The organism is Halorientalis persicus (assembly GCF_900110215.1).
GTDB classification, from domain to species: domain Archaea; phylum Halobacteriota; class Halobacteria; order Halobacteriales; family Haloarculaceae; genus Halorientalis; species Halorientalis persica.
Genome location: NZ_FOCX01000044.1, coordinates 1 through 21,702, shown reverse-complemented (window position 1 = coordinate 21,702; position 21,702 = coordinate 1). Strand labels below are relative to the sequence as shown.

The 21,702-nt window shown below is 65.2% G+C and carries 29 protein-coding genes and 1 tRNA gene; 14 read left to right on the top strand and 16 right to left on the bottom strand.

Features of this window, described 5'->3' with window-relative positions; genetic code table 11:
* A partial coding sequence (locus tag BMX17_RS22680; RefSeq protein ID WP_139203672.1) for a transposase occupies positions 1 to 279 on the top strand: 279 nt, incomplete at its 5' end.
* Here BMX17_RS22680 and BMX17_RS26495 read toward each other — a convergent pair.
* From BMX17_RS26495 to BMX17_RS22670, 3 genes are all read right to left on the bottom strand, one after another.
* Positions 257 to 418, bottom strand: coding sequence for a hypothetical protein (locus BMX17_RS26495; protein WP_170845528.1), 162 nt, complete (start codon positions 416 to 418; stop codon positions 257 to 259). The genes BMX17_RS22680 and BMX17_RS26495 overlap by 23 nt on opposite strands.
* 211 nt (positions 419 to 629) lie before the next feature.
* Positions 630 to 713: transfer RNA gene (locus tag BMX17_RS22675), tRNA-Ser, on the bottom strand.
* A 40-nt stretch (positions 714 to 753) separates the two neighbouring features.
* Complete coding sequence (locus tag BMX17_RS22670; RefSeq protein WP_092664337.1) at positions 754 to 1,503, bottom strand: hypothetical protein; 750 nt, start codon at positions 1,501 to 1,503, stop codon at positions 754 to 756.
* Positions 1,504 to 1,594: 91 nt separating this feature from the next.
* Between BMX17_RS22670 and BMX17_RS22665 the strand changes: the two genes are divergently transcribed.
* Entirely contained in the window at positions 1,595 to 1,813 is a 219-nt protein-coding gene (locus BMX17_RS22665; protein ID WP_092664335.1) for a hypothetical protein, read from the top strand.
* A gap of 1 nt (position 1,814) precedes the next feature.
* Here the strand turns inward: BMX17_RS22665 and BMX17_RS22660 are convergent, their stop codons facing one another.
* Positions 1,815 to 2,444 carry a uracil-DNA glycosylase gene (locus BMX17_RS22660; protein ID WP_092664333.1) on the bottom strand — a complete coding sequence of 210 codons (630 nt, stop codon included), beginning with the start codon at positions 2,442 to 2,444 and terminating at the stop codon, positions 1,815 to 1,817.
* A gap of 117 nt (positions 2,445 to 2,561) precedes the next feature.
* On the opposite strand from BMX17_RS22660, the gene BMX17_RS22655 reads away from it, so the two are divergent.
* Together BMX17_RS22655 and BMX17_RS22650 are read left to right on the top strand one after the other, a co-directional pair.
* Complete coding sequence (locus BMX17_RS22655) at positions 2,562 to 2,774, top strand: hypothetical protein (RefSeq protein WP_092664331.1); 213 nt, start codon at positions 2,562 to 2,564, stop codon at positions 2,772 to 2,774.
* A gap of 46 nt (positions 2,775 to 2,820) precedes the next feature.
* Positions 2,821 to 3,513 carry a hypothetical protein gene (locus BMX17_RS22650; RefSeq protein ID WP_092664329.1) on the top strand — a complete coding sequence of 231 codons (693 nt, stop codon included), beginning with the start codon at positions 2,821 to 2,823 and terminating at the stop codon, positions 3,511 to 3,513.
* Positions 3,514 to 3,561: 48 nt separating this feature from the next.
* On the opposite strand, the gene aroC is transcribed toward BMX17_RS22650, so the two are convergent.
* Complete coding sequence (gene aroC, locus BMX17_RS22645) at positions 3,562 to 4,791, bottom strand: chorismate synthase (RefSeq protein ID WP_092664327.1); 1,230 nt, start codon at positions 4,789 to 4,791, stop codon at positions 3,562 to 3,564.
* Between the two features lie 205 nt (positions 4,792 to 4,996).
* A complete protein-coding gene (gene aroA, locus BMX17_RS22640; RefSeq protein ID WP_092664341.1) occupies positions 4,997 to 6,289 on the bottom strand; it encodes a 3-phosphoshikimate 1-carboxyvinyltransferase in 1,293 nt (430 codons plus the stop codon).
* Between the two features lie 87 nt (positions 6,290 to 6,376).
* Between aroA and BMX17_RS22635 the strand changes: the two genes are divergently transcribed.
* Positions 6,377 to 7,570: a M24 family metallopeptidase gene (locus BMX17_RS22635; protein WP_092664325.1), complete on the top strand. Its 1,194-nt coding sequence runs from the start codon at positions 6,377 to 6,379 to the stop codon at positions 7,568 to 7,570.
* Here the strand turns inward: BMX17_RS22635 and BMX17_RS22630 are convergent.
* Positions 7,528 to 8,355 carry a DUF7537 family lipoprotein gene (locus BMX17_RS22630; protein ID WP_092664323.1) on the bottom strand — a complete coding sequence of 276 codons (828 nt, stop codon included), beginning with the start codon at positions 8,353 to 8,355 and terminating at the stop codon, positions 7,528 to 7,530. The genes BMX17_RS22635 and BMX17_RS22630 overlap by 43 nt on opposite strands.
* A gap of 84 nt (positions 8,356 to 8,439) precedes the next feature.
* Between BMX17_RS22630 and BMX17_RS22625 the strand changes: the two genes are divergently transcribed.
* Entirely contained in the window at positions 8,440 to 9,186 is a 747-nt protein-coding gene (locus BMX17_RS22625; RefSeq protein WP_092664321.1) for a prephenate dehydrogenase/arogenate dehydrogenase family protein, read from the top strand.
* Positions 9,183 to 10,598 carry a small ribosomal subunit Rsm22 family protein gene (locus BMX17_RS22620; RefSeq protein ID WP_092664319.1) on the top strand — a complete coding sequence of 472 codons (1,416 nt, stop codon included), beginning with the start codon at positions 9,183 to 9,185 and terminating at the stop codon, positions 10,596 to 10,598. Before BMX17_RS22625 ends, BMX17_RS22620 begins: the two co-directional genes overlap by 4 nt.
* Position 10,599: 1 nt before the next feature.
* Here the strand turns inward: BMX17_RS22620 and BMX17_RS22615 are convergent, their stop codons facing one another.
* Entirely contained in the window at positions 10,600 to 10,911 is a 312-nt protein-coding gene (locus tag BMX17_RS22615; protein WP_092664317.1) for an amastin family protein, read from the bottom strand.
* 104 nt (positions 10,912 to 11,015) lie between these two features.
* On the opposite strand from BMX17_RS22615, the gene surE reads away from it, so the two are divergent.
* The 3 genes from surE (at position 11,016) to BMX17_RS22600 (ending at position 12,973) form a co-directional block, all read left to right on the top strand.
* Complete coding sequence (surE, locus tag BMX17_RS22610) at positions 11,016 to 11,819, top strand: 5'/3'-nucleotidase SurE (RefSeq protein WP_092664315.1); 804 nt, start codon at positions 11,016 to 11,018, stop codon at positions 11,817 to 11,819.
* Positions 11,820 to 11,929: 110 nt separating this feature from the next.
* Positions 11,930 to 12,175: a DUF7120 family protein gene (locus BMX17_RS22605; protein ID WP_092664313.1), complete on the top strand. Its 246-nt coding sequence runs from the start codon at positions 11,930 to 11,932 to the stop codon at positions 12,173 to 12,175.
* 117 nt (positions 12,176 to 12,292) lie between these two features.
* Entirely contained in the window at positions 12,293 to 12,973 is a 681-nt protein-coding gene (locus BMX17_RS22600; RefSeq protein WP_092664311.1) for a carbonic anhydrase, read from the top strand.
* Positions 12,974 to 12,980: 7 nt separating this feature from the next.
* Here the strand turns inward: BMX17_RS22600 and BMX17_RS22595 are convergent, their stop codons facing one another.
* The 5 genes from BMX17_RS22595 to BMX17_RS22575 all read right to left on the bottom strand — a co-directional run bounded on the left by BMX17_RS22595 (position 12,981) and on the right by BMX17_RS22575 (position 16,054).
* On the bottom strand, positions 12,981 to 13,817 hold the full coding sequence (locus tag BMX17_RS22595) for a potassium channel family protein (RefSeq protein WP_092664309.1): 837 nt from the start codon (positions 13,815 to 13,817) through the stop codon (positions 12,981 to 12,983).
* A gap of 218 nt (positions 13,818 to 14,035) precedes the next feature.
* Positions 14,036 to 14,452, bottom strand: coding sequence for a PIN domain-containing protein (locus tag BMX17_RS22590; protein ID WP_092664307.1), 417 nt, complete (start codon positions 14,450 to 14,452; stop codon positions 14,036 to 14,038).
* A 9-nt stretch (positions 14,453 to 14,461) separates the two neighbouring features.
* Positions 14,462 to 14,692 carry a hypothetical protein gene (locus BMX17_RS22585; protein ID WP_092664305.1) on the bottom strand — a complete coding sequence of 77 codons (231 nt, stop codon included), beginning with the start codon at positions 14,690 to 14,692 and terminating at the stop codon, positions 14,462 to 14,464.
* Between the two features lie 247 nt (positions 14,693 to 14,939).
* A complete protein-coding gene (locus BMX17_RS22580; RefSeq protein WP_092664339.1) occupies positions 14,940 to 15,245 on the bottom strand; it encodes a chorismate mutase in 306 nt (101 codons plus the stop codon).
* The gene (locus BMX17_RS22575) at positions 15,203 to 16,054 is read right to left on the bottom strand and encodes a shikimate kinase (protein WP_092664303.1); all 852 of its coding nucleotides are present in this window, start codon (positions 16,052 to 16,054) and stop codon (positions 15,203 to 15,205) included. Before BMX17_RS22575 ends, BMX17_RS22580 begins: the two co-directional genes overlap by 43 nt.
* 91 nt (positions 16,055 to 16,145) lie before the next feature.
* Between BMX17_RS22575 and BMX17_RS22570 the strand changes: the two genes are divergently transcribed.
* A complete protein-coding gene (locus tag BMX17_RS22570; protein WP_092664301.1) occupies positions 16,146 to 16,577 on the top strand; it encodes a DUF5796 family protein in 432 nt (143 codons plus the stop codon).
* 75 nt (positions 16,578 to 16,652) lie between these two features.
* Complete coding sequence (locus BMX17_RS22565; protein WP_092664299.1) at positions 16,653 to 17,264, top strand: DUF7979 domain-containing protein; 612 nt, start codon at positions 16,653 to 16,655, stop codon at positions 17,262 to 17,264.
* Between the two features lie 45 nt (positions 17,265 to 17,309).
* Here the strand turns inward: BMX17_RS22565 and BMX17_RS22560 are convergent, their stop codons facing one another.
* Together BMX17_RS22560 and BMX17_RS27400 are read right to left on the bottom strand one after the other, a co-directional pair.
* Complete coding sequence (locus BMX17_RS22560; protein ID WP_092664297.1) at positions 17,310 to 18,302, bottom strand: DUF5784 family protein; 993 nt, start codon at positions 18,300 to 18,302, stop codon at positions 17,310 to 17,312.
* 74 nt (positions 18,303 to 18,376) lie between these two features.
* Positions 18,377 to 18,502, bottom strand: coding sequence for a hypothetical protein (locus BMX17_RS27400; protein ID WP_280141433.1), 126 nt, complete (start codon positions 18,500 to 18,502; stop codon positions 18,377 to 18,379).
* Positions 18,503 to 18,605: 103 nt separating this feature from the next.
* Here BMX17_RS27400 and BMX17_RS22555 point away from each other — a divergent pair, with 103 nt between their 5' ends.
* Entirely contained in the window at positions 18,606 to 20,534 is a 1,929-nt protein-coding gene (locus BMX17_RS22555) for an ABC transporter ATP-binding protein (RefSeq protein ID WP_092664295.1), read from the top strand.
* 287 nt (positions 20,535 to 20,821) lie between these two features.
* Here the strand turns inward: BMX17_RS22555 and BMX17_RS22550 are convergent, their stop codons facing one another.
* Entirely contained in the window at positions 20,822 to 21,250 is a 429-nt protein-coding gene (locus tag BMX17_RS22550) for a hypothetical protein (RefSeq protein ID WP_092664293.1), read from the bottom strand.
* Positions 21,251 to 21,517: 267 nt separating this feature from the next.
* Here BMX17_RS22550 and BMX17_RS22545 point away from each other — a divergent pair.
* Positions 21,518 to 21,702 (top strand): transposase-like zinc-binding domain-containing protein (locus BMX17_RS22545; protein WP_139203673.1); only part of this gene is annotated, 185 nt, incomplete at its 3' end.

Below are 21,702 nucleotides of genomic sequence, written 5' to 3'. Positions count from 1 at the left end.
GCGGATAGGGGCTACGACAGTCAGCCACTGCGTGAGACCCTCCGAGACATGGGAATACGTCCACTTGTGAAACACCGCATCTTCGCTCCGTACGACCACGCGCACAACGCACGAATCGAGGACGATCTCTACAATCAGCGCTCAATGACGGAGACTGTGAACTCCTCGGTCAAGCGCTCGTACGGCTCCGCCGTCCGAGCGCGTGAATGGTACCGTGAGTTCCGTGAAGTCGTTCTTATGTGTCTCGTCTACAACATCAAACAGTATGTGACTCGCTGATTCCAACGCCATCTGGCGATTCAATAGAGCCAAGTAGTCCGACACTCCAGTACACCGAATCACCCGGCAGATACGCCAGCGAGAGCGTCACGATCCCCGACGTGACGAGCGACCACCCGACCGTCGTCCGATCGGTCATACACCCTCGTCGTCTCGCGGTCCGGTGTGCGTTCTGCCGGCATTTGCAAGCACGTCTGGGCGACGACACGCGACAGAAGACGGTTGGATTGGGATTCGAACCGGAGGAGGACATTCCTGCTCGCTCGCTTCGCTCGCTGTGCGGGCTGTGATTTCCAGGGTTCGAATCCCATCGCCGAATCTGTCGCTCACGAGTAGTTCGCGACAGAATACGGTGGGATGGGGATTCGAACCCCAGAGTCCGTGAGGACAACTGCTCTCAAGGCAGTCGCGTTAGGCCACTTCGCTATCCCACCGCAGCCCCCACTTTACCCCGCCGACTATAAGACCTGTCGGTCACTCCCGAACCAGTTCCGTCCCGTCCGCGCCCGCGGCCACCCCCAGCCCCAACTCGGCCAGACACTGCGCGGTATGTCCGGGATGGTTGCGTCCAGCACCGGCCCGCGCGGCGGTCTGAGCGATCGCCGTCACCAGATCCGCCCGCGTTTCCACGACCGGCGTCATCGGGAGGAAATCGACGCTGTGGTCGGCCGCGACGCCACGGTCTGTCAGCGTCTCCACGGCCGGCGGTTCGTACGCGTCCTCGAAGTCGATCCCTTCGGCGAATCCCGCATAGTACACCCGTCCGTCGCCAGCGGGGCCCAGCACGACCTCGTGTCGCCGGAGCTTCATCGCCGCGTTGTCGACGATCCCGCGGGTCAGGAACGCCGCCGTCGGCTCGACCACCGCGGCCGAGGTAACCTGCTCCTGATCGAGCAAGTGCGAGACTGTGTTGCCGGCCCGCGCCGAGAACGACGAGCCTACCTGCACCTCGAATCTCGCATCGTCCGGGGATTCGAGCGCCGGCGCGACGGCCGCGCGAAGCTGTGCCTCTGAGGTCTCCCCCTCGAACGCCGGGAGGTCGTCGTCGGATCGGTAGTTGACGAGGAGGGTGCCCCCGCTGGCCTCGACGGTGCGACACACGTCCCGGAGCATGGCGGTGTAGAGCTCGACCGCTTCGGTCTCCGAGAGCGGCGTCTCCGCGACGAGTTCCGACAGGACGAGTCCCTCACGCGGCGGGTCCGCGAGTACGGCGACGGTGGTCATGTCTCCTCCTCGGCGCGGGCGGCCCTTGAACGCGCCGTTTCGAGCGCCGGAACCACCCCCGTTTATGTCACCCGTGGGCCAAACCAGGGATATGATCTACGAACAGATGACCGGATTCGTCGGTGCGCTCCTGATCGCCGCGATGCTCGTCGGCAGCGTCGTCGGGATCGCAACGCTCGTCGCGGCCGTCCCGGCCGTGACCTCCATCGCCGCAGTCGGCGCGACCCTCGCGCTCACCGCACTCTTCGTCCTGGGCCTCTCGGCCGCCGGCACCGCCGGCAGTGACACCGTCTCGAACCCCTACTGGTAACTCACCGACGCCGCCGCCCCTTGGTCTGTCGATAGTCCCGATCCAGTAGCGACGCGAGGTGATCCAGCAGCGCCGTTCGCTGCTCGTCCGTCTGTTCCTCCGGTGGAAGCATCGGCACGAGTTCGAACCCTCTTCCCCTGATCGTCGTCGCGTGATCGGTCGCCACGTCGAAATCGTCGGCCCGCTTGGTCGTGTACTCCAGTGCCAGCGCCTCCAGCGGTCGCTGTCCGACCGGCAGAATCACCTCGGGGTTGATCATCCGCACCTCGGCGGTCAGAAAGCCCTCGCAGTTGCGCACTTCCTCGTCGCTCGGGGGTCGCTCTGGGTGGTGACAGCGAGCCAGTGTCGTCAGGAAGACGTTCTCGACGGTCGGTTCGTCGCTGCCGGGGGCGTCCACGAATCCCAGCTCCGAGAGGATCGACAGGACTGCACGGCCGCTCTCGTCGCCGGCGAAGGGAATACCCGTCTCGTCCGCGCCCGGACCGGGCGCTTCCCCGAGGACGAGAAAGTCCGCGCTCACGTCGCCGTAGCCGTGAACGACCTGTGTGCGCGTCTCACAGAGCGCCGGACACTGCCGACAGTCCGCGTCCATCCCGAACGGATTGGCGACCGTCTCCTGGTTCGCGTCCATGGACGAATCAGGGTCGGGTCGCTGATAAGCCCCGGGCCGGATGGCGGCTCCGTTTCACCTACCGACACGTCGAAACGATGGGGTACGCTGACAATGCTCGATTCCTAAACCGTGATGATGGGTCACCTCAGACGCCTCGCCGAACTGACCTTCCTGATCGCCTTCGGGTTGGTCGAGATCACGACGACCGTGTTCGACCAGTACCCGATACTGATGTGGCTCGGAGCGGTAGTCGTGCTTGCGATTCTCGTGGACTCGCTCCGCTGTGCGCGGTCGCAGTGGCGGCAGTTGCGCGAGGCCCCGTCGGGCGAACCGTCGGGTTCGTCGTAGCTCGCCCGGCAAAATCGTTTTGCAAATACAGCCGAACCCCCTTCGTGTGGCCGAATATTACAGCCTCTTCGTTCCGTTCTATACAGACGGGCTCGGCCAGACTACGGTCGCCGAGTTGCTGCGCACGATCCGGGACTGTGGATACGACCTGACCGAGTACCGGATCGGGGAAATCGGGGAGGGCGACCGGCGTTCCGGGGCGCTCGCACCTGCCGACGCCGGGCCGCTCATCGAGGACGCTGGGGTCGGAGTCGTGTCGCTCTCGCTCGACGGGTTCGACCTGCATTTCGGTGTGCTGTCTGACTCGGGAGAGACGGAGCCCGCGATGTGGCTCGAAGGACTCGACCCCGAGGCGTTCAGCGAGGACGTTCCGCTCGACGTCGCTCGGGCACGAGCCGATACGATCACCGACACCATCGCCGAACTGTCTGTTCGAGTCCAGCCGTGGGCGGTCGTCGGAACGACGATCATGCTCGGCGATCCGCTCCATCCCGTCCCCGAGAGGAAACCCCCGAACACTGGCGTCGACAAGGTAGCGTGGGTCACCGTGTTCGGCGAAGCGTGGTGTGCGGAACTCGGCGGGCACGACCGGCTCTGTGCGACGCCAGCGTGGGAAGTCCGGGACCTGGGCGACGCCGGTGTGCTGGTCCGAAAAGGTGACCTTCCCCCCTACAGATCCGCGCGGGGTCAGACTATGGACACGCAGGTCCACCCGACTGACTACGTGTTCGACGAGTGAGCGGTCGACGAGGGCAATGACGAACTTAGTGCCACCGGTCGTGGCGTCTCAGTCGTCCTCGGTCGTCTCGGCCTTCGTCGCGGCGTCCTCGGGATCCTCCTGCGGACTCGACGGGTGGTAGTCGGTGTCGTACTCGCCGGGGCGGTCGTCGATGCGGTCGGGATTGATCCGGCCCGACAGCAGCATGAAGTCCAGCACGGTGCAGGCCAGCATCGACTCGACGACGGGCACGGCCCGCGGCGGCAGGACGGGGTCGTGCCGGCCGACGACCTGAATCTCCTTGCGCTCGCCGTCCTCCCAGTCGGCGGTCGTCTGGGTCTTCGGGATGGACGTGGGCGCGTGCCAGGTGACCTCGCCGTAGATGGGTTCGCCGGTCGTGATACCGCCCTGGAGCCCGCCGTGGTCGTTACCGACCGGGACAGGGTCGCCTTCTTCGCTCACCGTCTCGGGGTGGGACTCGCCGTCGTCGAACTCCCAGTCCTCGTTGCGGTCGATGCCGGCCGCGTCGCGGGCGTCGCGCCCGAGGCCGTACTCGAAGGCCGTCACGGCCGGGATGGCGAACATCGCCTTGCCCAGCCGTGCGGGCACGGAGTCGAACCGCGGTGCGCCGAGACCGCGGGGGACGCCGCGACACTCGAAGTAGATCGAGCCACCGATCGAGTCGCCCTCTTTCTGGTACTGATCGGCGACTTCACGCATCTCCTCGGCCGTCTCGGGGTGAGCACACCGGACCTCGTTCTCCTCGGTGTGTTCGAGCATCTCCTCGAAGGTGACCTCCGGCGCTTCTACGTCACCGATCTGGTTGACGTGGGCCTTGATCTGCACGTCGTAGTCGGAGGCGTCCAGCACCTGCTGGGCGATGGCACCCGCGGCGACCCAGTTGACCGTCTCGCGGGCCGACGAGCGGCCGCCCCCGCCCCAGTTGCGCGTCCCGAACTTCGCGGAGTAGGTGTAGTCGCCGTGAGACGGACGCGGGGCTGTCACGAACGGTTCGTACTTGCCCGACCGGGCGTCCTTGTTCTGGATGACCATCCCGACGGGCGTTCCCGTGGTGTAGCCGTCCTGGACGCCGCTGTTGATCTTCACTTTGTCCGGTTCGCCCCGGGAGGTGGTGATCATCGACTGGCCCGGCTTGCGCCGGTCGAGTTCTCGCTGGATATCTTCCTCGTCGATCTCGACGCCCGCCGGGACGCCCGAGACCGTACAGCCCATGGCCTCCCCGTGGCTCTCCCCGTACGTCGTCACCTGGAAGAGCCGCCCGAAACTGTTGCCGTTCATTACTGGCTTCTGAGTGGGCCTGGCATTTGAAGGTTGAGAAAGCGTCGAACCCCGCCTCCCCGCACGAGGGTTTATGAGCGAAGCCGGGACCACCGCGGACCATGCGCTGACAGCCGCTGTGGCGCAGTCCGCGATAGCACGGGACACTGCGCCACCGTCCGCCCGTCCCGTCTGTTCGCCCCTATCGCTCACTGCCGGCGAGCCGTCACTCCCGAGTGACCGTCGCCCCGATCCTCTCGAACACGTCGAAGAAGTCAGGGAACGACACGTCGACGTGTTCGCCACCCGCGATGGTCGTCGGTCCGTCGGCGACCAGCCCTGCGACCGCCAGCGACATGACGATCCGATGATCGGCGCGACCGTCGACCGTCGCCCCCTGCAGGTCGGTCTCGCCGCCGTAGATCGTCAGAGTGTCCTGCTCCTCGTCGACCGACGCACCCATCGCCGTGAGTTCCTCGGCCATCGCGCTCACGCGGTCGGTCTCCTTGTACCGGACGTGTTCACAGTCGGTGATCGTCGTCGTTTCGTCGGCGACTGCACCAAGCACCGCGATGGTCGGCAGGAGGTCGGGCGTGTCTTCGACACCGACCTCGATGCCCGAGAGCGACGAGCGGCGGGTCGTGATGACGCCCCGATCACGGTTCCAGTCGATGTCCGCCCCCATCCGCTCCAGTACGTCGACGATGGCCGCGTCGCCCTGGGCGCTGGGCTGTGCCCCACGCACTTCGAGTTCGTCGTCGGCGGCCAGCGCGCCCGCGGCAAGCAGGTACGACATCGAGGAGAAGTCGCCGGGGACGGCGTATTCGCCACCCTCGGGTGCGTAGGACTGCCCACCCTCGACCCGGAAGCCCGCGTCGGTCTCGACGGCGTCGACGCCGAACGCGGACAACACCTCGATCGTGATCTGGACGTACGGCGCGGACTTGAGTTCGGTCTCCAGATTGATCTCGATTCCCGCGTCGGTGACTGCACCGGCCATCAGCAGGGCGGTGATGTACTGGGAGGACACGTCGCCAGGGATCGAGACTGGGCCACCGTCGACCGGACCCTCGACCACCAGCGGGGCCTGGCCGTTCCCGCGGGTGCTCTCGGCGCGACCGCCGAGCTGTTCGATCGCATCGAGGAGTGGTCCCTGGGGCCGCGACCGGAGCGAGTCGTCACCGGTCAGCACGGTGATCCCATCGGCCAGCGCGCCGGTCGCGGTGACCAGCCGCATCGTCGTGCCGCTGTTGGCGCAGTCGATCACGTCGTCGGGTACCTCGGGGTGGCCGTCGAATCCCTCGATTTCGAGGGTGCTGTCGTCGGCACTGCGGTCCACGCTGCCGCCGTAGGCTTCGACCGCGCGCATCGTCGCTCGCGTGTCCGCGCTCACGAGCGGGTCGGTGACGGTCGCGCCGTCGGCGTATCCCGCGGCGAGGATCGCTCGGTGGGTGTAGCTCTTCGACGGCGGCGCTTGAACCCTACCGCCGACCCGTGACGGTGCAATCTCGACGTTCATGGGGGAGTCGTCGCAGTCCCCCGGCATGAGGGTACCGGAGACCGCCGGACCCACGACGTTTTGTCGGTTGGGCTCGGATCGCGTCGTATGGAACGCGATCTCTCGGCCCTCGACGCCTTCCTCGAAGAGGCCGGCGTCGACGGCTTCCTGATCGACGCCGACGGCGACGACTCCGACCAGCACTACCTCTCGGGATTTTCCGCCCCCGACCCGTTCCACACGCTCTACGACGGCGAGGTCCACCTGCTGGTCTCCAGCCTGGAGTACGGCCGTGCGAAGACCGAGAGCCGGGCGGCCTCTGTCGAACGGCACGTCGATTACGAACTGCCCGCCCTCGTCGAGGAACACGGCCGCCTGGAGGGGGGTCGCCGTGTTCTCGCCGACTTCCTCGCCGAGCGCGGCGTCGAGTCTGTCGCCGTCCCGTCGCGATTCCCCGTCGCGACCGCAGACGGGCTTCGCGACCACGGGATCGACGTCCAGTCCCCCGACACGCCACCGATCGGTCGTGGCGGAACCAACGTGATCGAGGGCATCCGCGCGACCAAGACCGACGAAGAAGTCGAACACGTCAGGACGGCCCAGAAGGCAAACGAGGCTGCCATGGCGGCCGCCGAGGACCTCATCGCCGCGGCGACCGTCGAGGAGGGACACCTCCACCACGATGGCGACCCGCTCACCAGCGAGCGCGTCAAAGAGGAGATCGAGGTGACGCTCCTCCGGCACGGCTGTGCACTCGACGAGACCATCGTCGCCTGCGGGGCCGACGCCGCCGACCCCCACGACCGCGGCAGCGGCCCGCTGGCGGCCGACGAACCGATCATCGTCGACATCTTCCCGCGGGACAAGGCCACGAAGTACCACGCGGACATGACCCGGACGTTCCTGAAGGGCGAGCCCAGCAACGAGATCCGCCGGTGGTACGACCTGACCGCCGAGGCCAAACGGGCGGCCCTCGATGTCGTCGAACCCGGCGCGACAGGCGCGGCGGTCCACGACGCCGTCTGTGAGGTGTACGAGGACGCCGGCGAACCGACACTCCGAAGCGACGAGACCACCGAGACGGGGTTCATCCACAACACGGGTCACGGCGTCGGGCTGGACGTACACGAACAGCCCCTCGTCGGACCCGGCGGCGACGAACTCGAACCCGGCCACATCATCACCATCGAGCCGGGGCTCTACGATCCCGCGGTCGGTGGCGTCCGGATCGAGGACATCGTGGTCGTCACCGAGGACGGTTACGAGAACCTCACCGACAATCCGGAAACGCTCGTCGTCTGAGCCGCCGTTCCGTTCTGCGGTGTGCCCGTCGCGTTCGTCGAATTATCCCTCACTCTGGTTTCGTCCAGCCACGCCGGCGGCTGAACCGACACGTCTCCGACCCCCGAAATCCGGTAGTCGATGGCGTAGACGAACGGCTCGCCGCGTTGCGTGCCACGCAGATCGATGGTCGCCCGGCGGATTACACCGTTCGGAGCGACCAGAATGCGGCCCGACGAGTGATCGAGCCTCACCGTCGCGTTCGAGCCGGTGTTCACGCGTTCCAACTCGAACGCGGCGTATCGCTGCCCGTCGCGGGTGACGTTCCCGGCCGGTTCGAACTGCCCGAACTCGTAGATCGTCGCCAGCCGCCCGATCCGCACGCCGTCCGTGTGAGCCGTCGAGAACCTGGCGTTGCCGAGCGCGGTGCGTCCGTACTCGGTCGTCCCGTTGGTCTCGACGCGGGAGAAGACCGCCGTGTCGTTCACGTAGCGATCGAGCGTTCCGTTTCTCGATCGGGTCCGGATCAGCTGTCGCTGCCCATCCGGATCGCTCGCCACTGCGACGGTGGCGTTTCGGCTCCTGCTCGGCGTCCTGATAGTGACGGCGATGTCGAGTTCGTAGCTCTCGTTGGCCAGCACGGCGGTGTGGTCGTTGAGCCGACCGGCTGGAATCGTTCCCCCGTCGCTCCCCTCGGTTGCGTTCGTACTGGCCGGGCGGTCGGTGTCCGGCTGTTCGACCCACGAACAACCTGCCAGTACCATCGCGACCGCGACTGCGACCGCGAGCGCCACCCGCCTGTCCATACCGGATAGCGTCAGCGCGGCGGTAAAAGGCTCGTGGTCGCCGACCCGAACCGCTTTTGAGCGGGCCACGGCTACCACGTCTCCATGAACGTATTCGTGGTCGGTGCCGGCGCGATGGGCCGCTGGTTCGCCGACGCGGTCCGGGCGGGCCCCGAGGAGGTGGCCGTCGCCTTCGCCGACCCCGACGACGCGGCCGCGAGCGCCGCCGCCGACGCCGTGGACGGCCGGACCGTCCCGCTCGACACCGACGAGTCCTTCGACGCGGTCTGCATCGCGGTCCCGATCCCGGTCGCCGTCGAGGCCATCGACACCCACGCCGACCGGGCCGAGGACGCACTGGTCGACGTGACCGGCGTCGCAACCGAGCCCGTCGCCGCCATGCGCGAGGCGGCCCCCGACCGCGAACGGCTGAGTCTTCACCCGCTGTTCGCCCCCGAGAACGAACCCGGGAACGTCGCCGCCGTCGTCGACGCCGCCGGCCCGACGAGCGACACGATTCAGGAGGCACTGCTGGCCCGCGGGAACACCCTCTTCGAGACGACCGCCACCGAACACGACCGCGCCATGGAGACCGTCCAGGCCAAGGCCCACGCCGCCATCCTCGCCTTCGGGCTGGCTGCCAACGACGTACCCGAGCAGTTCCAGACGCCGATCTCAGCGGCGCTGTTCGATCTGGTCGAGCAGGTCACCGACGGCGACCCGCGCGTCTACGCCGACATCCAGCGCGCGTTCGACGGGGCCGACGACGTGGCCGCGGCGGCCGAGGAGATCGCGGCCGCCGACGCCGACGCGTTCGGGACGCTGTACCGCGAGGCAGGTGATCGACGGTGAACGCAGACCAGCGCGAACAGGTCCGTGACAACGCCCGGTATCTCCAGTCGGTCCGCCCCATCGACCCCGAGGAGATTCAGGAGTACGTCGAAGGGCAACCCCATCCGGCGACGATCACGCAGGTCCTGCGGGAGGACGCCTTCGACCTCGGACTGCTGGAGAACGAGGACGGCACGTTCGAGCCGGTCGAAGAGGGCCCCCTTTCGGTTCCCTTCCACGGCGTCGAGGGATTCCCCTCGGCGTACTCCATGGCACTGGAAGACCTGTTCGTCGAGGAGTACGGCGCGGGCTGGCCCGAGGGGGCGTCGGGCGACGCCATCCGCGAGCGGATTCGCGACCTGAAGACGGACTACCTGTGGGGCAACGACGTGGACTACGACGCGGAGACGGCACTGGCCTACGCGCTCTATCACCTCCCGGACTACTACGCCGCCGTCCAGTACGTCCTCGCGGACCTGATCGCTGACGGCCTGCTCCCGCGGAAACTGCGCGTCCTCGACGTGGGCGCGGGCGTCGGCGGCCCGGCGCTGGGCCTGGCCGACCTCGTCCCCGAGGACGCACTGGTCGAGTACCACGCCGTCGAACCGAGCACGGCGACCGACGTGCTCTCGGCCATGCTCGAGGAGACCGGCCAGAATTTCCGGACGACGGTTCACGAGTCCACCGCCGAGGACTTCCAGCCCGACGGGGCGTACGATCTGATACTGTTCGCCAACGTCCTGAGCGAGCTCGACGACCCTGCCGGTGTCGTCGACCGCTACCGCGATGCGCTCGCGGCCGATGGGTCGCTCGTCGCGCTCGCGCCGGCGGACCGCGAGACCGCCATCGGACTGCGCGAGGTCGAACGCGCCGTCGAGGACGGGCTGACCGTCTACGCGCCGACGGTTCGGCTCTGGCCCGGTGCGACGCCGGCCGACGAGGGGTGGTCGTTCGACGTACAACCGGACCTCGAACCGCCGGGCTTCCAGCGGCGGCTGGACGAGGCGGCCAGCGGCCCGGACCACGACCCCGGCGAGTTCGTCAACGTCGACGTGCAGTATGCCTACACGATCATGCGACCGGACGGGCAGCGCCGGATCGACTTCTCGCCATCCGTCAGCGAGTTCGCCCGGATGGCCGACATGGACACCCACGTCTCGAACCGCATCGACGTGGCGGCGATCAAACTGAGCCACGATCTCGCCGGCGAGGACGCCAACCCCCTGTTCAAGATCGGCGACGGGAGCGAACAGGTGGCCCACTACGCCGTCCTCACCAAGGAATCCGCGCTGAACAGCGACCTGGCGACGGCCGCGTACGGCGACCTGCTGGTCTGTGAGAACGTACTGGCGCTGTGGAACGACGACGAAGAAGCCTACAACCTGGTGGTCGACGGCGAGAGCGTCGTCGACCGGGTGCCCGCCGACGCCTGAGTTACTCCGCGCTGGTCCCCAACCCGTCGCCGCGCTCGAACCACTCGGCGAACGAGCCGAGTGCGAGCAGCCAGACGAACGCCAGCGTCCCCGCACCCAGGAGACCGAGAATCAGTGCGGCCCACCACAGCCCGACACTCCGTAAGAGCGCCGACGTGGCCGCGACGAAGGCGAGAAAACTCGTCGCCAGTCCGATGAAGACGAACGCACTCCGGAGTCGGTCGGCCCGCGACTCGTCGAACTGGTCGAACAGGAGCCACCGGCAACTCCCGAGCAGCGACAGGTTCTCAGGCGGAGTTTTCTGGTCGGCCATACACAGTATCTCGGAAAAACAGCATATAAACACTGGTTCCGACTCACTGCCCGAGCGTCGCGGGTGAGCGGTGGGCTTTTGCGAGGGCCGTCCGACCACTCCACATGGCCGATCCGGAGATTCTGCTGACGAACGACGACGGGATCGAGAGCACCGGGTTTCGCGCACTCTATGACGCGCTCTCGGCCGTCGGGACGGTCACGGCCGTCGCCCCCGCCGCCGATCAGAGTGCCGTCGGTCGCGCGCTCTCTCACAACGTCGAGATCCACCAGCACGAACTGGGCTACGCCATCGACGGCACGCCGGCCGACTGCGTGGTCGCGGGCCTCGGCACGCTGGTTCCCGACGCCGACCTCGTGGTTGCGGGCTGTAACCAGGGGGCCAACCTCGGCGCGTACGTCCTGGGCCGATCCGGGACGGTCAGCGCCGCCGTCGAGGCTACCTTCTTCGACGTGCCGGCCATCGCCGTCTCCCTGTACGTCCCCGTCAGCGCGGACACGAGCTACACCGACGTGGACGTGGACCTGTCAGCCTACGACGAAGCCGCCCGTGCGGCGCGTTACCTCGCCGAGCACGCCATCGACGCCGGCGTCTTCGAGCGCGCGGACTACCTCAACGTCAACGCGCCCGTCCCAGAACAAAGCGGTGCCGGGTCCGCCGAGATGGTCATCACCGAACCCTCCAAGACCTACATGATGGACGCCGAGCGCGACGACGGGGAGATCACGCTTCACGACCGCATCTGGGAACTGATGGGCGAGGGCGAGATTCCCGACCCCGAGGGGACCGACCGCCGCGCCGTCGTCGACGGGGCGGTTAGCGTCTCGCCGTTGACGGCTCCGCACACCACCGAACACCACGACGCCCTCGACGCGCTCGCCGAGACTTTCTCGGACACTGCCGACTGATGCGCAAACCGAGTCAGTCGAGGCCGGTTCCGCTCGCCCGGACGTGTCGACCTCGTTTCACCTTACATAGGAGACCCAAACCTTACCTACCTGTTGCCCTGAGCGGGGGTATGGCCAAGATCGAGATGGAGCTGTCCGACCGCGTCGAGAACGACATCGAACGGATGGTGAACCAGGGCGAGTTCGTCAACTGGGACGAGGCCGTCGAGAAACTGCTCACACAGGGCCTGTCGGCCTACGGCCCCATCGAGGAGGAGAGCGAGGAACTGGGCGGTGATATGTTCCAGCAGTCCGTCGCAGATCAGCAAGATCCCGCCATGCGTGACGACCCCAGCGACGACGAGTACACGCTGTAACCGATCGTTTCGCTGGAGCGAAACTGGCCAGGCCACACGGGATCACGGCCCGATAACCGCGTCCTGTCGGTTTCGGGGAAACCAAGAGTTACGTCGGTACCGCATCCTTCTCTGGGTATGGATCAGACGTTCGTCGACCTGCTGGCGCGCAACGCCGAGCACGCCGAGCGGTTCGACTCACGGTTCGACGACGTGCAAGACGCCCAGCACCCCGCCGTCGTCACCGTCTGCTGTTCGGACTCGCGCGTCCTCCAGGACCACCTCTGGGGGAACGACGAGCCCGGCCGGATCTTCACCTGTGGCAACATCGGCAACCGGGTCGTCCAGCGGACCGCAGTCGGCGAAACCGTCTCCGGCGACGTCCTCTACCCCATCGAACACACCGGCACCGAGATCGCCGTCGTCGTCGGCCACACTGGCTGTGGGGCCGTCACCGCTACGTACGACGCACTCACGCAGGGCGTCTCCGAACCCGACGGGATCGGCCACTGTCTCGACCTGCTGAAACCCCATCTCGAACCCGGTGTGGACCGGTTGCCGGCAGATCTCTCCAGACCCGATTCGATCAACCACCTCGTCGAGTACAACGTCGACCGACAGGTCCAGTTCCTCCAGGAGAGCGACGATGTGCCCGACTCGGTCACCGTCGTCGGTGCCGTGTACGACTTTCAGGACGTGTACGGCGGGCGTCGCGGCGAGGTTCACGTCGTCAACGTCGACGGCGAGACGAACGTCCCGACGCTCCGAGCCGACCACCCCGAGATCGAGGATCGGATCGACCGACGCTGGGAGTACTGAGCGGCGCTCACTCCCGGGAATCGTGTTCCTGGTAGATGACGTGCCCACAGGCCTTGCAGTGCGAGGCGTCCCGGTCGTGATAGGACAGGCCACACTCGGGACAGGTGACGTTGACTTTCTCTCGGCTGGTCCACTCTTTGAGGATCGCACTCGCCTGCCGCGGGATGACGACGATCGCCGCGAGGATCGACGCGACGGTGATCCACCTGCCCGCCGCCGTCGCGGGGACGATATCACCGAAGCCGACCGTCGAGAGGGTCACGACCGTGTAGTAGAACGCGTCTCCGAACGTGTCGACACCCGGATTGACGGCGTGTTCGGCGCTGTAAAAGAGCCCCGCAGAGGCCGACAGGAGGACCAGAATCGTGAGCAGGAGCTTCATCGCCCGCAGGGTGTTGTCCGTGACTGTTCCGAAGAAAAACTCCGCGTCCTGCGTGAACCGGTAGAACCGCAACACGCGGACAACCCTGAGAACGCGCAGGAACCCCACGTTGACCGCGAAGATCGATGCCGGGAACGCAACGAGCAACAACGTCGGCAGAATCGCCAGCAGATCGACCATCGTGTACCCGTTCAGAAACTCACCCAGTCGATCTTCTGCACCGTAGAGCCGGAGGAGGTACTCGACGAGGAACACGGCCGCGATAGCCCCCTCGGCCGTCCACAGCAGGTCCCGGAACCGATCCGCGACCTGGTACGTCTCGACGACGAACAGACAGACGAACAGGAGATTCAGGACCAACAGGGCGATGTCGATGGTCTTCCCGAGGTACGTCTGGTGATCGAGCAGGTAGAACCGGACCGTCTGCCTGAGGTCCGCGTCCGCCACGGCGTCGCCGTCCATACGCCGCGTTGTGGCGGCCCCGTTAAGAAATCGTCCGTCCCTCAGCGACTCTCGCGCTGTTCGACCTTGTTCAGGTAGCTGAAATCCATGATGGATTCTCGTGAAAATCATCTTCCGATTCACGCTCAGGACATCGAATACGGGCGTAACAGGCATCCTATTGCTGTCATATATAAAAGATGGAACTCCCTCATTCTACAGGCCACTGTTTGGATCGGCTAGAGCGTGTCGAACGAGTCAATCACGTTGCTCGTCGAGTGGGCCTCAACGACATCCTGTTCCTCGAAGTCGGAGTCGTCGCTCCAAATATCGGCATCCGTGGCGAGGGCACACGCTAGGTACAACACATCGTCGGGATCAGTGTCGCCAATCGCCTTTTCGGCCTGCTCGATATACGGATAGAACTCGCTGGCAGGAACGACTTCGATGTACTGGAAGAGGAGGTCGATAAACTGTACGACTCGATCTGGAGTCATCCCTGACTTCTCGACGATCAGCTCCTCGTAGTTCCCGATTTCATCGTGGACGAACTCGGGTGTTAAGAGATCGGGCTCGAGTGTGACACTGAGTTCGCGGGTTTTTGAGTCTGTGATGAGTGCGGAGATGACGACGTTGGCATCGACGACCAGCTTCATCCGTCGAGATTACTCCGATTCTTCTTCGACGCGTTTGCGTGCGCTCCCATTGATTTTATCGGCGATCTCCGCGACATCGCTCTCGGTGAGTTCACTCCCGGACGTGAGTTCGTCCATCACGTCGAGCGTCTCGATCTTCTCCTGAATAGCCTGTCGGGTGACCTCGCTCCAGTTGATCTCTGGATGTTGCTCCATTCGGTCTTTGAGATCGTCATCAACGTTGACGGTGATACTGGGCATACAGGAAACTATGCGTACACAGAATATTGTGTCTTTGGATTGAGACGCAGCAGCAAGAACTGACCGCTAGCTTCGCGGTGTTCCTCTCATCGAGACTGAGCAGGGTGTTATTGGAACGTATTCGATACCGATGAGTATCCGGTCTTCCGGCTGCTCACCGACTCTGATCGAACGCGAAGAACGCCTCAGAACCGAACTTCAAACGACTACTTGGAAGGTAGAACACCTAAGACGTGTGTATTTGACCTCACCGACTCTCTCTTTGCTCAACCTTGTTCAACTCGATCAGCAACCGGAAGACGGCCTTCACGAGGTTCGAGTCCACGTCGAACTGCTCTGCGTTCTCGCCGGCCCGGTCCATGACGGCCTGTTCCTGTTCCTCGTCGGTCGTCGGGAGTCCCTGCTCGTCTTTCACCTCGGCGATCGCCTCGGCGACGTAGGTTCGCTGGGCGATCAACTCCACGATGTCCCGGTCGATCGTCCGGATTTCCTCGCGGAGTTCGTCCAGACTCATCTCCTCTGTGCGCCGTCGGTCTGTGTCGTTGTCAGCCATGTGTTACCGTCTCGTTCCGTCCAGATGTCCCGTACTGTCTTGAGCGCGCTGTGCTTCCCGACTGCGGTGAAACTCGGACCGGTCCCCGAGAGGGAGACGCCCTCGACCAGCGGCATCGCCTCGACGATCGGTTCTGTCGGGAAATCCAGTGCCGCACAGTAGGCTAGGCCGTTGACCGTCATCGCCCGCGCGAAGTCGCCGTCGAGGGCGAGGTCGGCCACTAGCTCGGCCATCGGCGCGACCTGCTCGCACCGATCCACGTCGGCGTCGGCCGAGAACGACCGCTCGGGTGGCGTCCACACCAGCACCGACCAGTCGCGTTCCTCGCGGGCCAGCAACTCGTCTTGGGTGTTGTCGGTGACGGTGACGCCGCCGAGCATACTCGCGCTCGCGTCGTCGAAGGCGCCCGTCACTGTGACGCCGGCGTCGCGAGCGGCCTGGACACCGATCCGACAGGCGTCCTCGCGGTCGATCTCGTCGCTGGCGTCGAGGGCCGAGAGCGTCGCCAGCACGGTCGCGTTCGCGGCTGCGCTCGAACTCTTCAGCCCGGAGGCCATCGGCACCTCGCTCTCGGTTCGGACCCGGCCACCCTGCCCGTCGCCGAACCGGTCGACGACCAGTTCGACACACCGCTCGATCAGTCGCGTGTCGGCGTCGGGCGCGCCGGCGATCTCGCCCTCGACGCCCGGCGCGTCGGTCAACTCGACGGTCGCCGTCGTGTAGGCGTCGATGGCGAACGCTGCGCCGGTTCCGGTCGCGAGCGCGTTCAACACCGTCCCTGCCGCTGGGGCCTGTGCCCGACCTTCCATCACCCGTTGGTCTCGTATCTCGGTACTTACCTGTGGTGGTTGCCGGCCGCCAGTCCGGGAGGGTTTTGCCCGCGCGTCCGAACGTTCGGGTATGACCACCCGCGAAGAAGTCTCCCCGCAGACCCTGCCGATCGAGCTCACCGAGGACGGGATCACCGTGGAGTACAAGGACGGCCGCGAAGCGTTCTACCGCGGTGTGCCACAGAAACGGGAGTCGCCACTGAAGACCGCTCCCGGCCGAGACGTGCACGTCCTCGTCACCGACGGTAGCGAGCAACAGGGTGTGTTGACCTACGTCAACGACCTGAAAACCCACGCCGACATCCTGAAAGACACCGGCGTCGGTCGTGTGATGCTCGAACCCGACGAGCAGACCACGGTGTTCCCCGGCGTCAGTGTCCGCAACGAGGCCCATCGCGTGATCGTCGACGCCGACCTCGACCGCGCCGACGGCCGCGTGTTCGTCTTCGAGGAGAACCAGATGGGCGAACGGGCCTTCGAGATCGTCGCCGACGCGGCGTGATTTTCGGACGGAAGCAGGCCACAGGCCAGCCGGGGGACGGGGAAAGTATTTACCGAGTGACGAGACAGGCCTGGTATGGATTTCCGGCCGGTCCTCGGTATCGTCGCCGCACTCGTCGCGGCCTCGCTGGTCGGCGCGCCGGTGACGATGGCGGACTGGGGAGAGCAGGCGACGTTTTCTGCCGAGCAGGTCCCCCAGTCCGAAGTTCACGAGGAGACGCCGGTATTCCAGTACGAAACCCTGTCGGACCCCGCACAGGACGCCGTTCGGCGAGCGATAGAATCCCCCGACAGCGCCCACACCGTCTACGGGAGCGAGGACTGGCCGGACCGATTCGTCTACACCGACTACATCTCCCCGGGCCAGGGAAGCTACGCTATCGTCCACGAGGGGGAATACTACCAGCTCTACACGGCTGCCGGCGGCGGGTTCCCCATCTTCTACTGGCTCCTCGAACTCCCGTTCGTCATCTACGGCCTCGTTCTCGGGTGGTTCGTCCACGATATGTCTCGGGGCGGGATGTCGCCCGGGCACATACTCCTCGCGACAGTTCCGGGGATCGGATTCCACCTCTTCGGTCCGGAGTTCGACTTTCCCCTGCTGGAGCCTGTACACTTCGCCGCGCTGGGCGTTCTCGCCGTCACCGGTCTCGTGGCCGGACGCATCTGGATCGTCCGGCGAGGCTAGAAAGGTCGTCTCCGACGAACGGCCCCACCTACTGTGGGTCTGCCCTCACTCGATACCCTCGGGCAGATCGAGCGGCACACTCCCCTTCGTGTACCCTTGGACGGTGCCGTCGGGCCAGGCCCGGAAGACGACCGTGGGGCGGTGTCGGACCTCCGGCCGCTCGGTCATCAGCGTCTCCCAGTGATGATCCGCGAACGACGAGCAGTCCACGAACAGGGTCACCCCGCCTTCGTGTTTCGAGAGCTGGCCGCTGACCTTCGTCTCGGCGGTCTCGCGGATCGACTTGCTCGGCGAACTCGCGGCCCGCTCGGCGGGGGGTTGGGGCCGGGTCACCTCAACGAGGACGCCCTCGCCGTTCTCGTCGGCCCGGAAGTCGATGAAGTGGCCGGTCGTCACCTCGATCTCGGGAGTTACGGCGTAGCCGGCCTCGTGGAGTATCTTGGCGACGGTGAACTCGCTCATCGTCGAGCGCATCCGGCCGACGTTGAGGTGCTCGCTCGTCCCGAGTTTCGACGCCATCGTGTAGCGGTCGGAGAGTGCGTCGGTCTGCAGGAACTCCTCGTAGAACTGCAGGGCTTCGTCGGGATCGGCGTCGGGGAAGCCGGCGGCGTGATCGCGCAGGAACTCACGGGTCGTGTGCCGACCGTCCTTCGAGAGCAGGACGGGCAGGAAAAACCAGGAAATCGTCGGGTAGTCGGCCAGCCACGGCGACTCCTCGTGCAACTGGGCCAGCAGTTCGCGTTCGGCCCACTCCGAAATCCGGTCGGGCACCTCCTCGAAAGTGTACTTCTCGGTGCGCCAGAGCGCCTGGGGCGTCTCGGTGTTGCCCAGCCAGTAGCCCTGGCCGTTCCAGGCGAACAGGGCGATGTCGCCGTTGTCCATCTCGAACCGGCGGGCGTCGTAGCCCGACGGCTGTTTGAACCAGGGCAGACTCATGGTGGCCCCGAGGTTGGAATCGAGGGGGCCAAGCAAGTCCGATCGGACTCGCCCCTCGGTCCAGCGTTCGGTCGACACCCGAAAGCGGAGCGGCTTCGCCACACCGACGCTTGACAACCGAGCGCATTACGTGTTGCGCGTCGTCGCCGAAGAAAACGGTCGGTTACGACTCCTCGTCACGCCGGTGCCGCGACCGGGGACGGGTCGTCGCCCCCGTTGATGATCCGTTCGACAACGTCACCGATGTCCGGTGCGTTCCGGTCTTCGTCGTCGTCTCGCGGGTCGTACGGAGCGATCGGCATGGAGTCGCACCCCGTCGAACGTCGTCGGCCCGGCGAAAAAACGCTTGTGCCGACCGCGAGCCGAGTGCGGGCCATACTTGACGCTGGAGCCGTTGTCGACGGTATGGCGGACGAACATGGGGGATTCGAACACGTCCGCGAGACCGTCGACGGCAACGCGGTCTGGCGACTCGTCGGCTACGCGCGCCCCTACTGGCTCACCCTCTCGGTCGGCGTCTTCGCTTCGTTTCTGACCCGCTTCGCTCGGCTGGTGCCGCCGATCATCGTGGCGACAGCCATCGACCGGATCATCAACCAGTCCGGGAAGCCGGGACTGCTCGCCGAACTCGGTCTCGTGCCGGCAGGTGCGATTACGGGCCAGGCGGCCCGGCTGGCGTTACTCGAACGCCTCGTGCTCATCGCAGCCCTGGCCTACCTGCTCCGCTCGGTGACGCGCTTTGCGGGTCGTTATTTGATACAGTCGACCGCCCAGAAGATCCAGCGAGACCTCCGCGACGACGCTTACGACCACCTCCAGCACCTCTCGATGGACTTCTTCGCCAACCACCAGACCGGTGGGATGCTCTCGATCCTCAACAGCGACATCAACAGGCTGGAGTCGTTCCTCAACACGGAGTTCCGACAGTTCATCCGCATGCTCGCGACTGTCGGCGGCATCGCTATCGTGTTGACCTACTACTCCCCACAGCTCGCGCTGATCGCGCTCGCGCCGGTACCGGTCATCGGCGTCGCGAGCTGGCTCTTTCTGCGCTGGATCGAGCCACGGTACCGGGAGATCCGACAGACAGTATCCCGGCTGAACACGCGCCTGGAGAACAACCTCGGTGGCGTCGCGGTCGTCAAAGCGTTCAACCGCTACGCGTTCGAGCGCGACCGCGTCGCTGCCCAGAGCCAGCAGTACCACGACGAGAAGGTCGCCGCGCTCCGCATCCGACGGGCCTTTTTCGCCACACTCCGGCTGTTCACCGGCGTCGTGTTCGTCCTCGTCCTCTACATCGGTGGCCGGGACATCATCCTGTACGGCAATGGCGGAATCATCACGCTCGGTGGCTTCGCCGCCTTCTTCCTCTACCTCCGCCGCCTGTACTCGCCGATGCGCCGCATCGGGAAGTCCGCGAACAAGTACACGCTCGCCAAATCGAGCGCCGAGCGCGTGTTTGGTCTGCTCGACACCCACCCCTCGATCACCGACCCCGCGGACCCCTACCGGCCCGACGAAATCGAGGGCGCGGTCGAGTTCGACGACGTGACCTTCGCCTACGGCGACGCCGAGCCGGTCGTTCGCGACGTTTCCCTCGACGTGCCCGCCGGTGCGACCGTGGGGCTGGCGGGCGCGACCGGGGCGGGTAAATCCACCCTCCTCAAGCTCGTCCCGCGGCTCTACGACGTGGACGACGGCGCTGTGCGCGTCGACGGAACGGACGTGCGCGAATTCGACCTCCGCCGGCTCCGCGAGGAGATCGCCGTCGTCGAGCAGAACCCCTACCTGTTCTCCGGCACCGTCGCCGAGAACGTCGCGTACGGCGACGAACTCGCCCTGGAGGTCGAGAGCGACAGCCGGTCGGTCGATGCCGAGCGTGAGGCCGAGGTCCGCGAGCGCGTCGTCGAGGCTGCGAAGGCCGCCGAGGCTCACGAGTTCGTGCAGGACCTCCCCGACGGCTACGACACGCAGGTCGGGGAACGCGGCATCAAGCTCTCGGGCGGCCAGCGCCAGCGGGTCGCCATCGCGCGCGCCCTGCTCAACGACCCCGCGATCATCGTCTTCGACGAGGCCACCAGCGACGTGGACACCGAGACCGAGGAACTGATTCAGGAGAGTCTCGACCGCCTGATCGAGGACCGAACCGCCTTCGTCATCGCCCACCGGCTCTCGACGATCAAGGACGCCGACCGCATCGTCGTCATGGACGAGGGCGAAATCGTCGAGTCGGGGAGCCACGAGGACCTGCTGGCCGTCGAGGGCGGGGCCTACGCCGACCTGTGGGCGGCACAGGCCGACGAGGAACGGTCGAAATCGGTCGCGGACGATTGAGGTAAGGCCCTGTCTAAATCGACAGTTCCAGATTGGTTTTGGGCACCGTGCTGAATCACGGATGGGGAGAGAGTACGGCCGATACTGGCAGATACAATCGACATTTTCGGGCTGTGCTGCATACAGGGCGCGTATTCAGCACGCTGCACACTGAGAATCGGAATCGTCGGTCAGTGAAAGATGATTATTCAATTGGATCTGCGCGTTAACCTCGAGTCAGTAATCGTCATCCTCCGCCCTTTCTCCTGCGTTCGGTAGCTCGATTTCAACATGCAAAGCTGACCCTGTCAGTTCGAGAGTAGGTACTCTCGGACATCCTGCTGCACTGTATCGTAATGAATCGGGCTCTCGCGGGATACCAGGAGGATAGCACCGGTCGTTAGTTCCTCGATACGATGCGCCGGAGCGGATAGGACTCTCTCTTGCCCGAGTTCATCAATGAAATGTTGAGGTAGGATTTGGCCCCAGTACACTTCCTCAAGCTGTCCGGCTTTGACTGCCTCTCGCGAAAGGTCTTCTCGATCGCCACGAATATCCTGTGTCTCTGTGTTGCCAGCCATGATGACGTAGAGTGGTTCGTCGGCAACTCTTGCTACCGCCTCAGTGAGATAGACGACCAACTCTATCAGGTCATCGATATATTTCCGGATCTCCGCTTCATCTGCATGCCGCTGACTGAAAATGATATTGTGGACACGCAACTGGAGCGACGACATATCAGGAAGACCATCACGGCGCTCGTCAGTGAGATGAGCGAAGACTTTGCTTGATTCGACATTAATTCCACAGTCGAGTTCACCGGACGCTGCGCGAGTACGAACGTGACTTGTATCCTGTCCGTGCGAGTCGATGATTGTGTAGTCAGGAGACTCGACAAACCGTGATATGAGATTGGTTTTCGCTCTTGCGAAGGAGATTGTTGATAGCGAGAGCTGCGGCTGAATGTCGAAGAGGGCAAGGGCACCGCGCCAGCGGTGCCCGATATGTTCCCAATAAGCCGGTTCGTGTCGGAATCGGCTGCAGCGGACCTGTTGCAGCAGGTTCGCTGGTGTGATGGCGTTGAGTGCCCCCGCTGCCGTTCTGACCTGACGGTCAGAAACGGCAGCTATCGGGAGTATCAGCGGTATCTGTGTAAGAATTGCGGCCGGACGTTCAACGACAAGACCGG

Bases quoted from the DNA above. Each gene is read 5' to 3' on its own strand.
- BMX17_RS22660 (WP_092664333.1), bottom strand. From the start codon at position 2,444: ATGGACGCGAACCAGGAGACGGTCGCCAATCCGTTCGGGATGGACGCG.
- BMX17_RS22665 (WP_092664335.1), top strand. From the start codon at position 1,595: ATGATCTACGAACAGATGACCGGATTCGTCGGTGCGCTCCTGATCGCC.
- BMX17_RS22575 (WP_092664303.1), bottom strand. From the start codon at position 16,054: ATGGAAGGTCGGGCACAGGCCCCAGCGGCAGGGACGGTGTTGAACGCG.
- BMX17_RS22635 (WP_092664325.1), top strand. From the start codon at position 6,377: ATGGAACGCGATCTCTCGGCCCTCGACGCCTTCCTCGAAGAGGCCGGC.
- BMX17_RS22565 (WP_092664299.1), top strand. From the start codon at position 16,653: ATGGATTTCCGGCCGGTCCTCGGTATCGTCGCCGCACTCGTCGCGGCC.
- BMX17_RS22615 (WP_092664317.1), bottom strand. From the start codon at position 10,911: ATGGCCGACCAGAAAACTCCGCCTGAGAACCTGTCGCTGCTCGGGAGT.
- BMX17_RS22670 (WP_092664337.1), bottom strand. From the start codon at position 1,503: ATGACCACCGTCGCCGTACTCGCGGACCCGCCGCGTGAGGGACTCGTC.
- BMX17_RS22590 (WP_092664307.1), bottom strand. From the start codon at position 14,452: ATGAAGCTGGTCGTCGATGCCAACGTCGTCATCTCCGCACTCATCACA.
- BMX17_RS22600 (WP_092664311.1), top strand. From the start codon at position 12,293: ATGGATCAGACGTTCGTCGACCTGCTGGCGCGCAACGCCGAGCACGCC.
- BMX17_RS22555 (WP_092664295.1), top strand. From the start codon at position 18,606: ATGGCGGACGAACATGGGGGATTCGAACACGTCCGCGAGACCGTCGAC.
- aroA (WP_092664341.1), bottom strand. From the start codon at position 6,289: ATGAACGTCGAGATTGCACCGTCACGGGTCGGCGGTAGGGTTCAAGCG.
- BMX17_RS22570 (WP_092664301.1), top strand. From the start codon at position 16,146: ATGACCACCCGCGAAGAAGTCTCCCCGCAGACCCTGCCGATCGAGCTC.
- BMX17_RS26495 (WP_170845528.1), bottom strand. From the start codon at position 418: ATGACCGATCGGACGACGGTCGGGTGGTCGCTCGTCACGTCGGGGATC.
- BMX17_RS22595 (WP_092664309.1), bottom strand. From the start codon at position 13,817: ATGGACGGCGACGCCGTGGCGGACGCGGACCTCAGGCAGACGGTCCGG.
- BMX17_RS22630 (WP_092664323.1), bottom strand. From the start codon at position 8,355: ATGGACAGGCGGGTGGCGCTCGCGGTCGCAGTCGCGGTCGCGATGGTA.
- BMX17_RS22585 (WP_092664305.1), bottom strand. From the start codon at position 14,692: ATGCCCAGTATCACCGTCAACGTTGATGACGATCTCAAAGACCGAATG.
- BMX17_RS22625 (WP_092664321.1), top strand. From the start codon at position 8,440: ATGAACGTATTCGTGGTCGGTGCCGGCGCGATGGGCCGCTGGTTCGCC.
- BMX17_RS22550 (WP_092664293.1), bottom strand. From the start codon at position 21,250: ATGTCGTCGCTCCAGTTGCGTGTCCACAATATCATTTTCAGTCAGCGG.
- BMX17_RS22580 (WP_092664339.1), bottom strand. From the start codon at position 15,245: ATGGCTGACAACGACACAGACCGACGGCGCACAGAGGAGATGAGTCTG.
- BMX17_RS22655 (WP_092664331.1), top strand. From the start codon at position 2,562: ATGGGTCACCTCAGACGCCTCGCCGAACTGACCTTCCTGATCGCCTTC.
- surE (WP_092664315.1), top strand. From the start codon at position 11,016: ATGGCCGATCCGGAGATTCTGCTGACGAACGACGACGGGATCGAGAGC.
- BMX17_RS22605 (WP_092664313.1), top strand. From the start codon at position 11,930: ATGGCCAAGATCGAGATGGAGCTGTCCGACCGCGTCGAGAACGACATC.
- aroC (WP_092664327.1), bottom strand. From the start codon at position 4,791: ATGAACGGCAACAGTTTCGGGCGGCTCTTCCAGGTGACGACGTACGGG.
- BMX17_RS27400 (WP_280141433.1), bottom strand. From the start codon at position 18,502: ATGCCGATCGCTCCGTACGACCCGCGAGACGACGACGAAGACCGGAAC.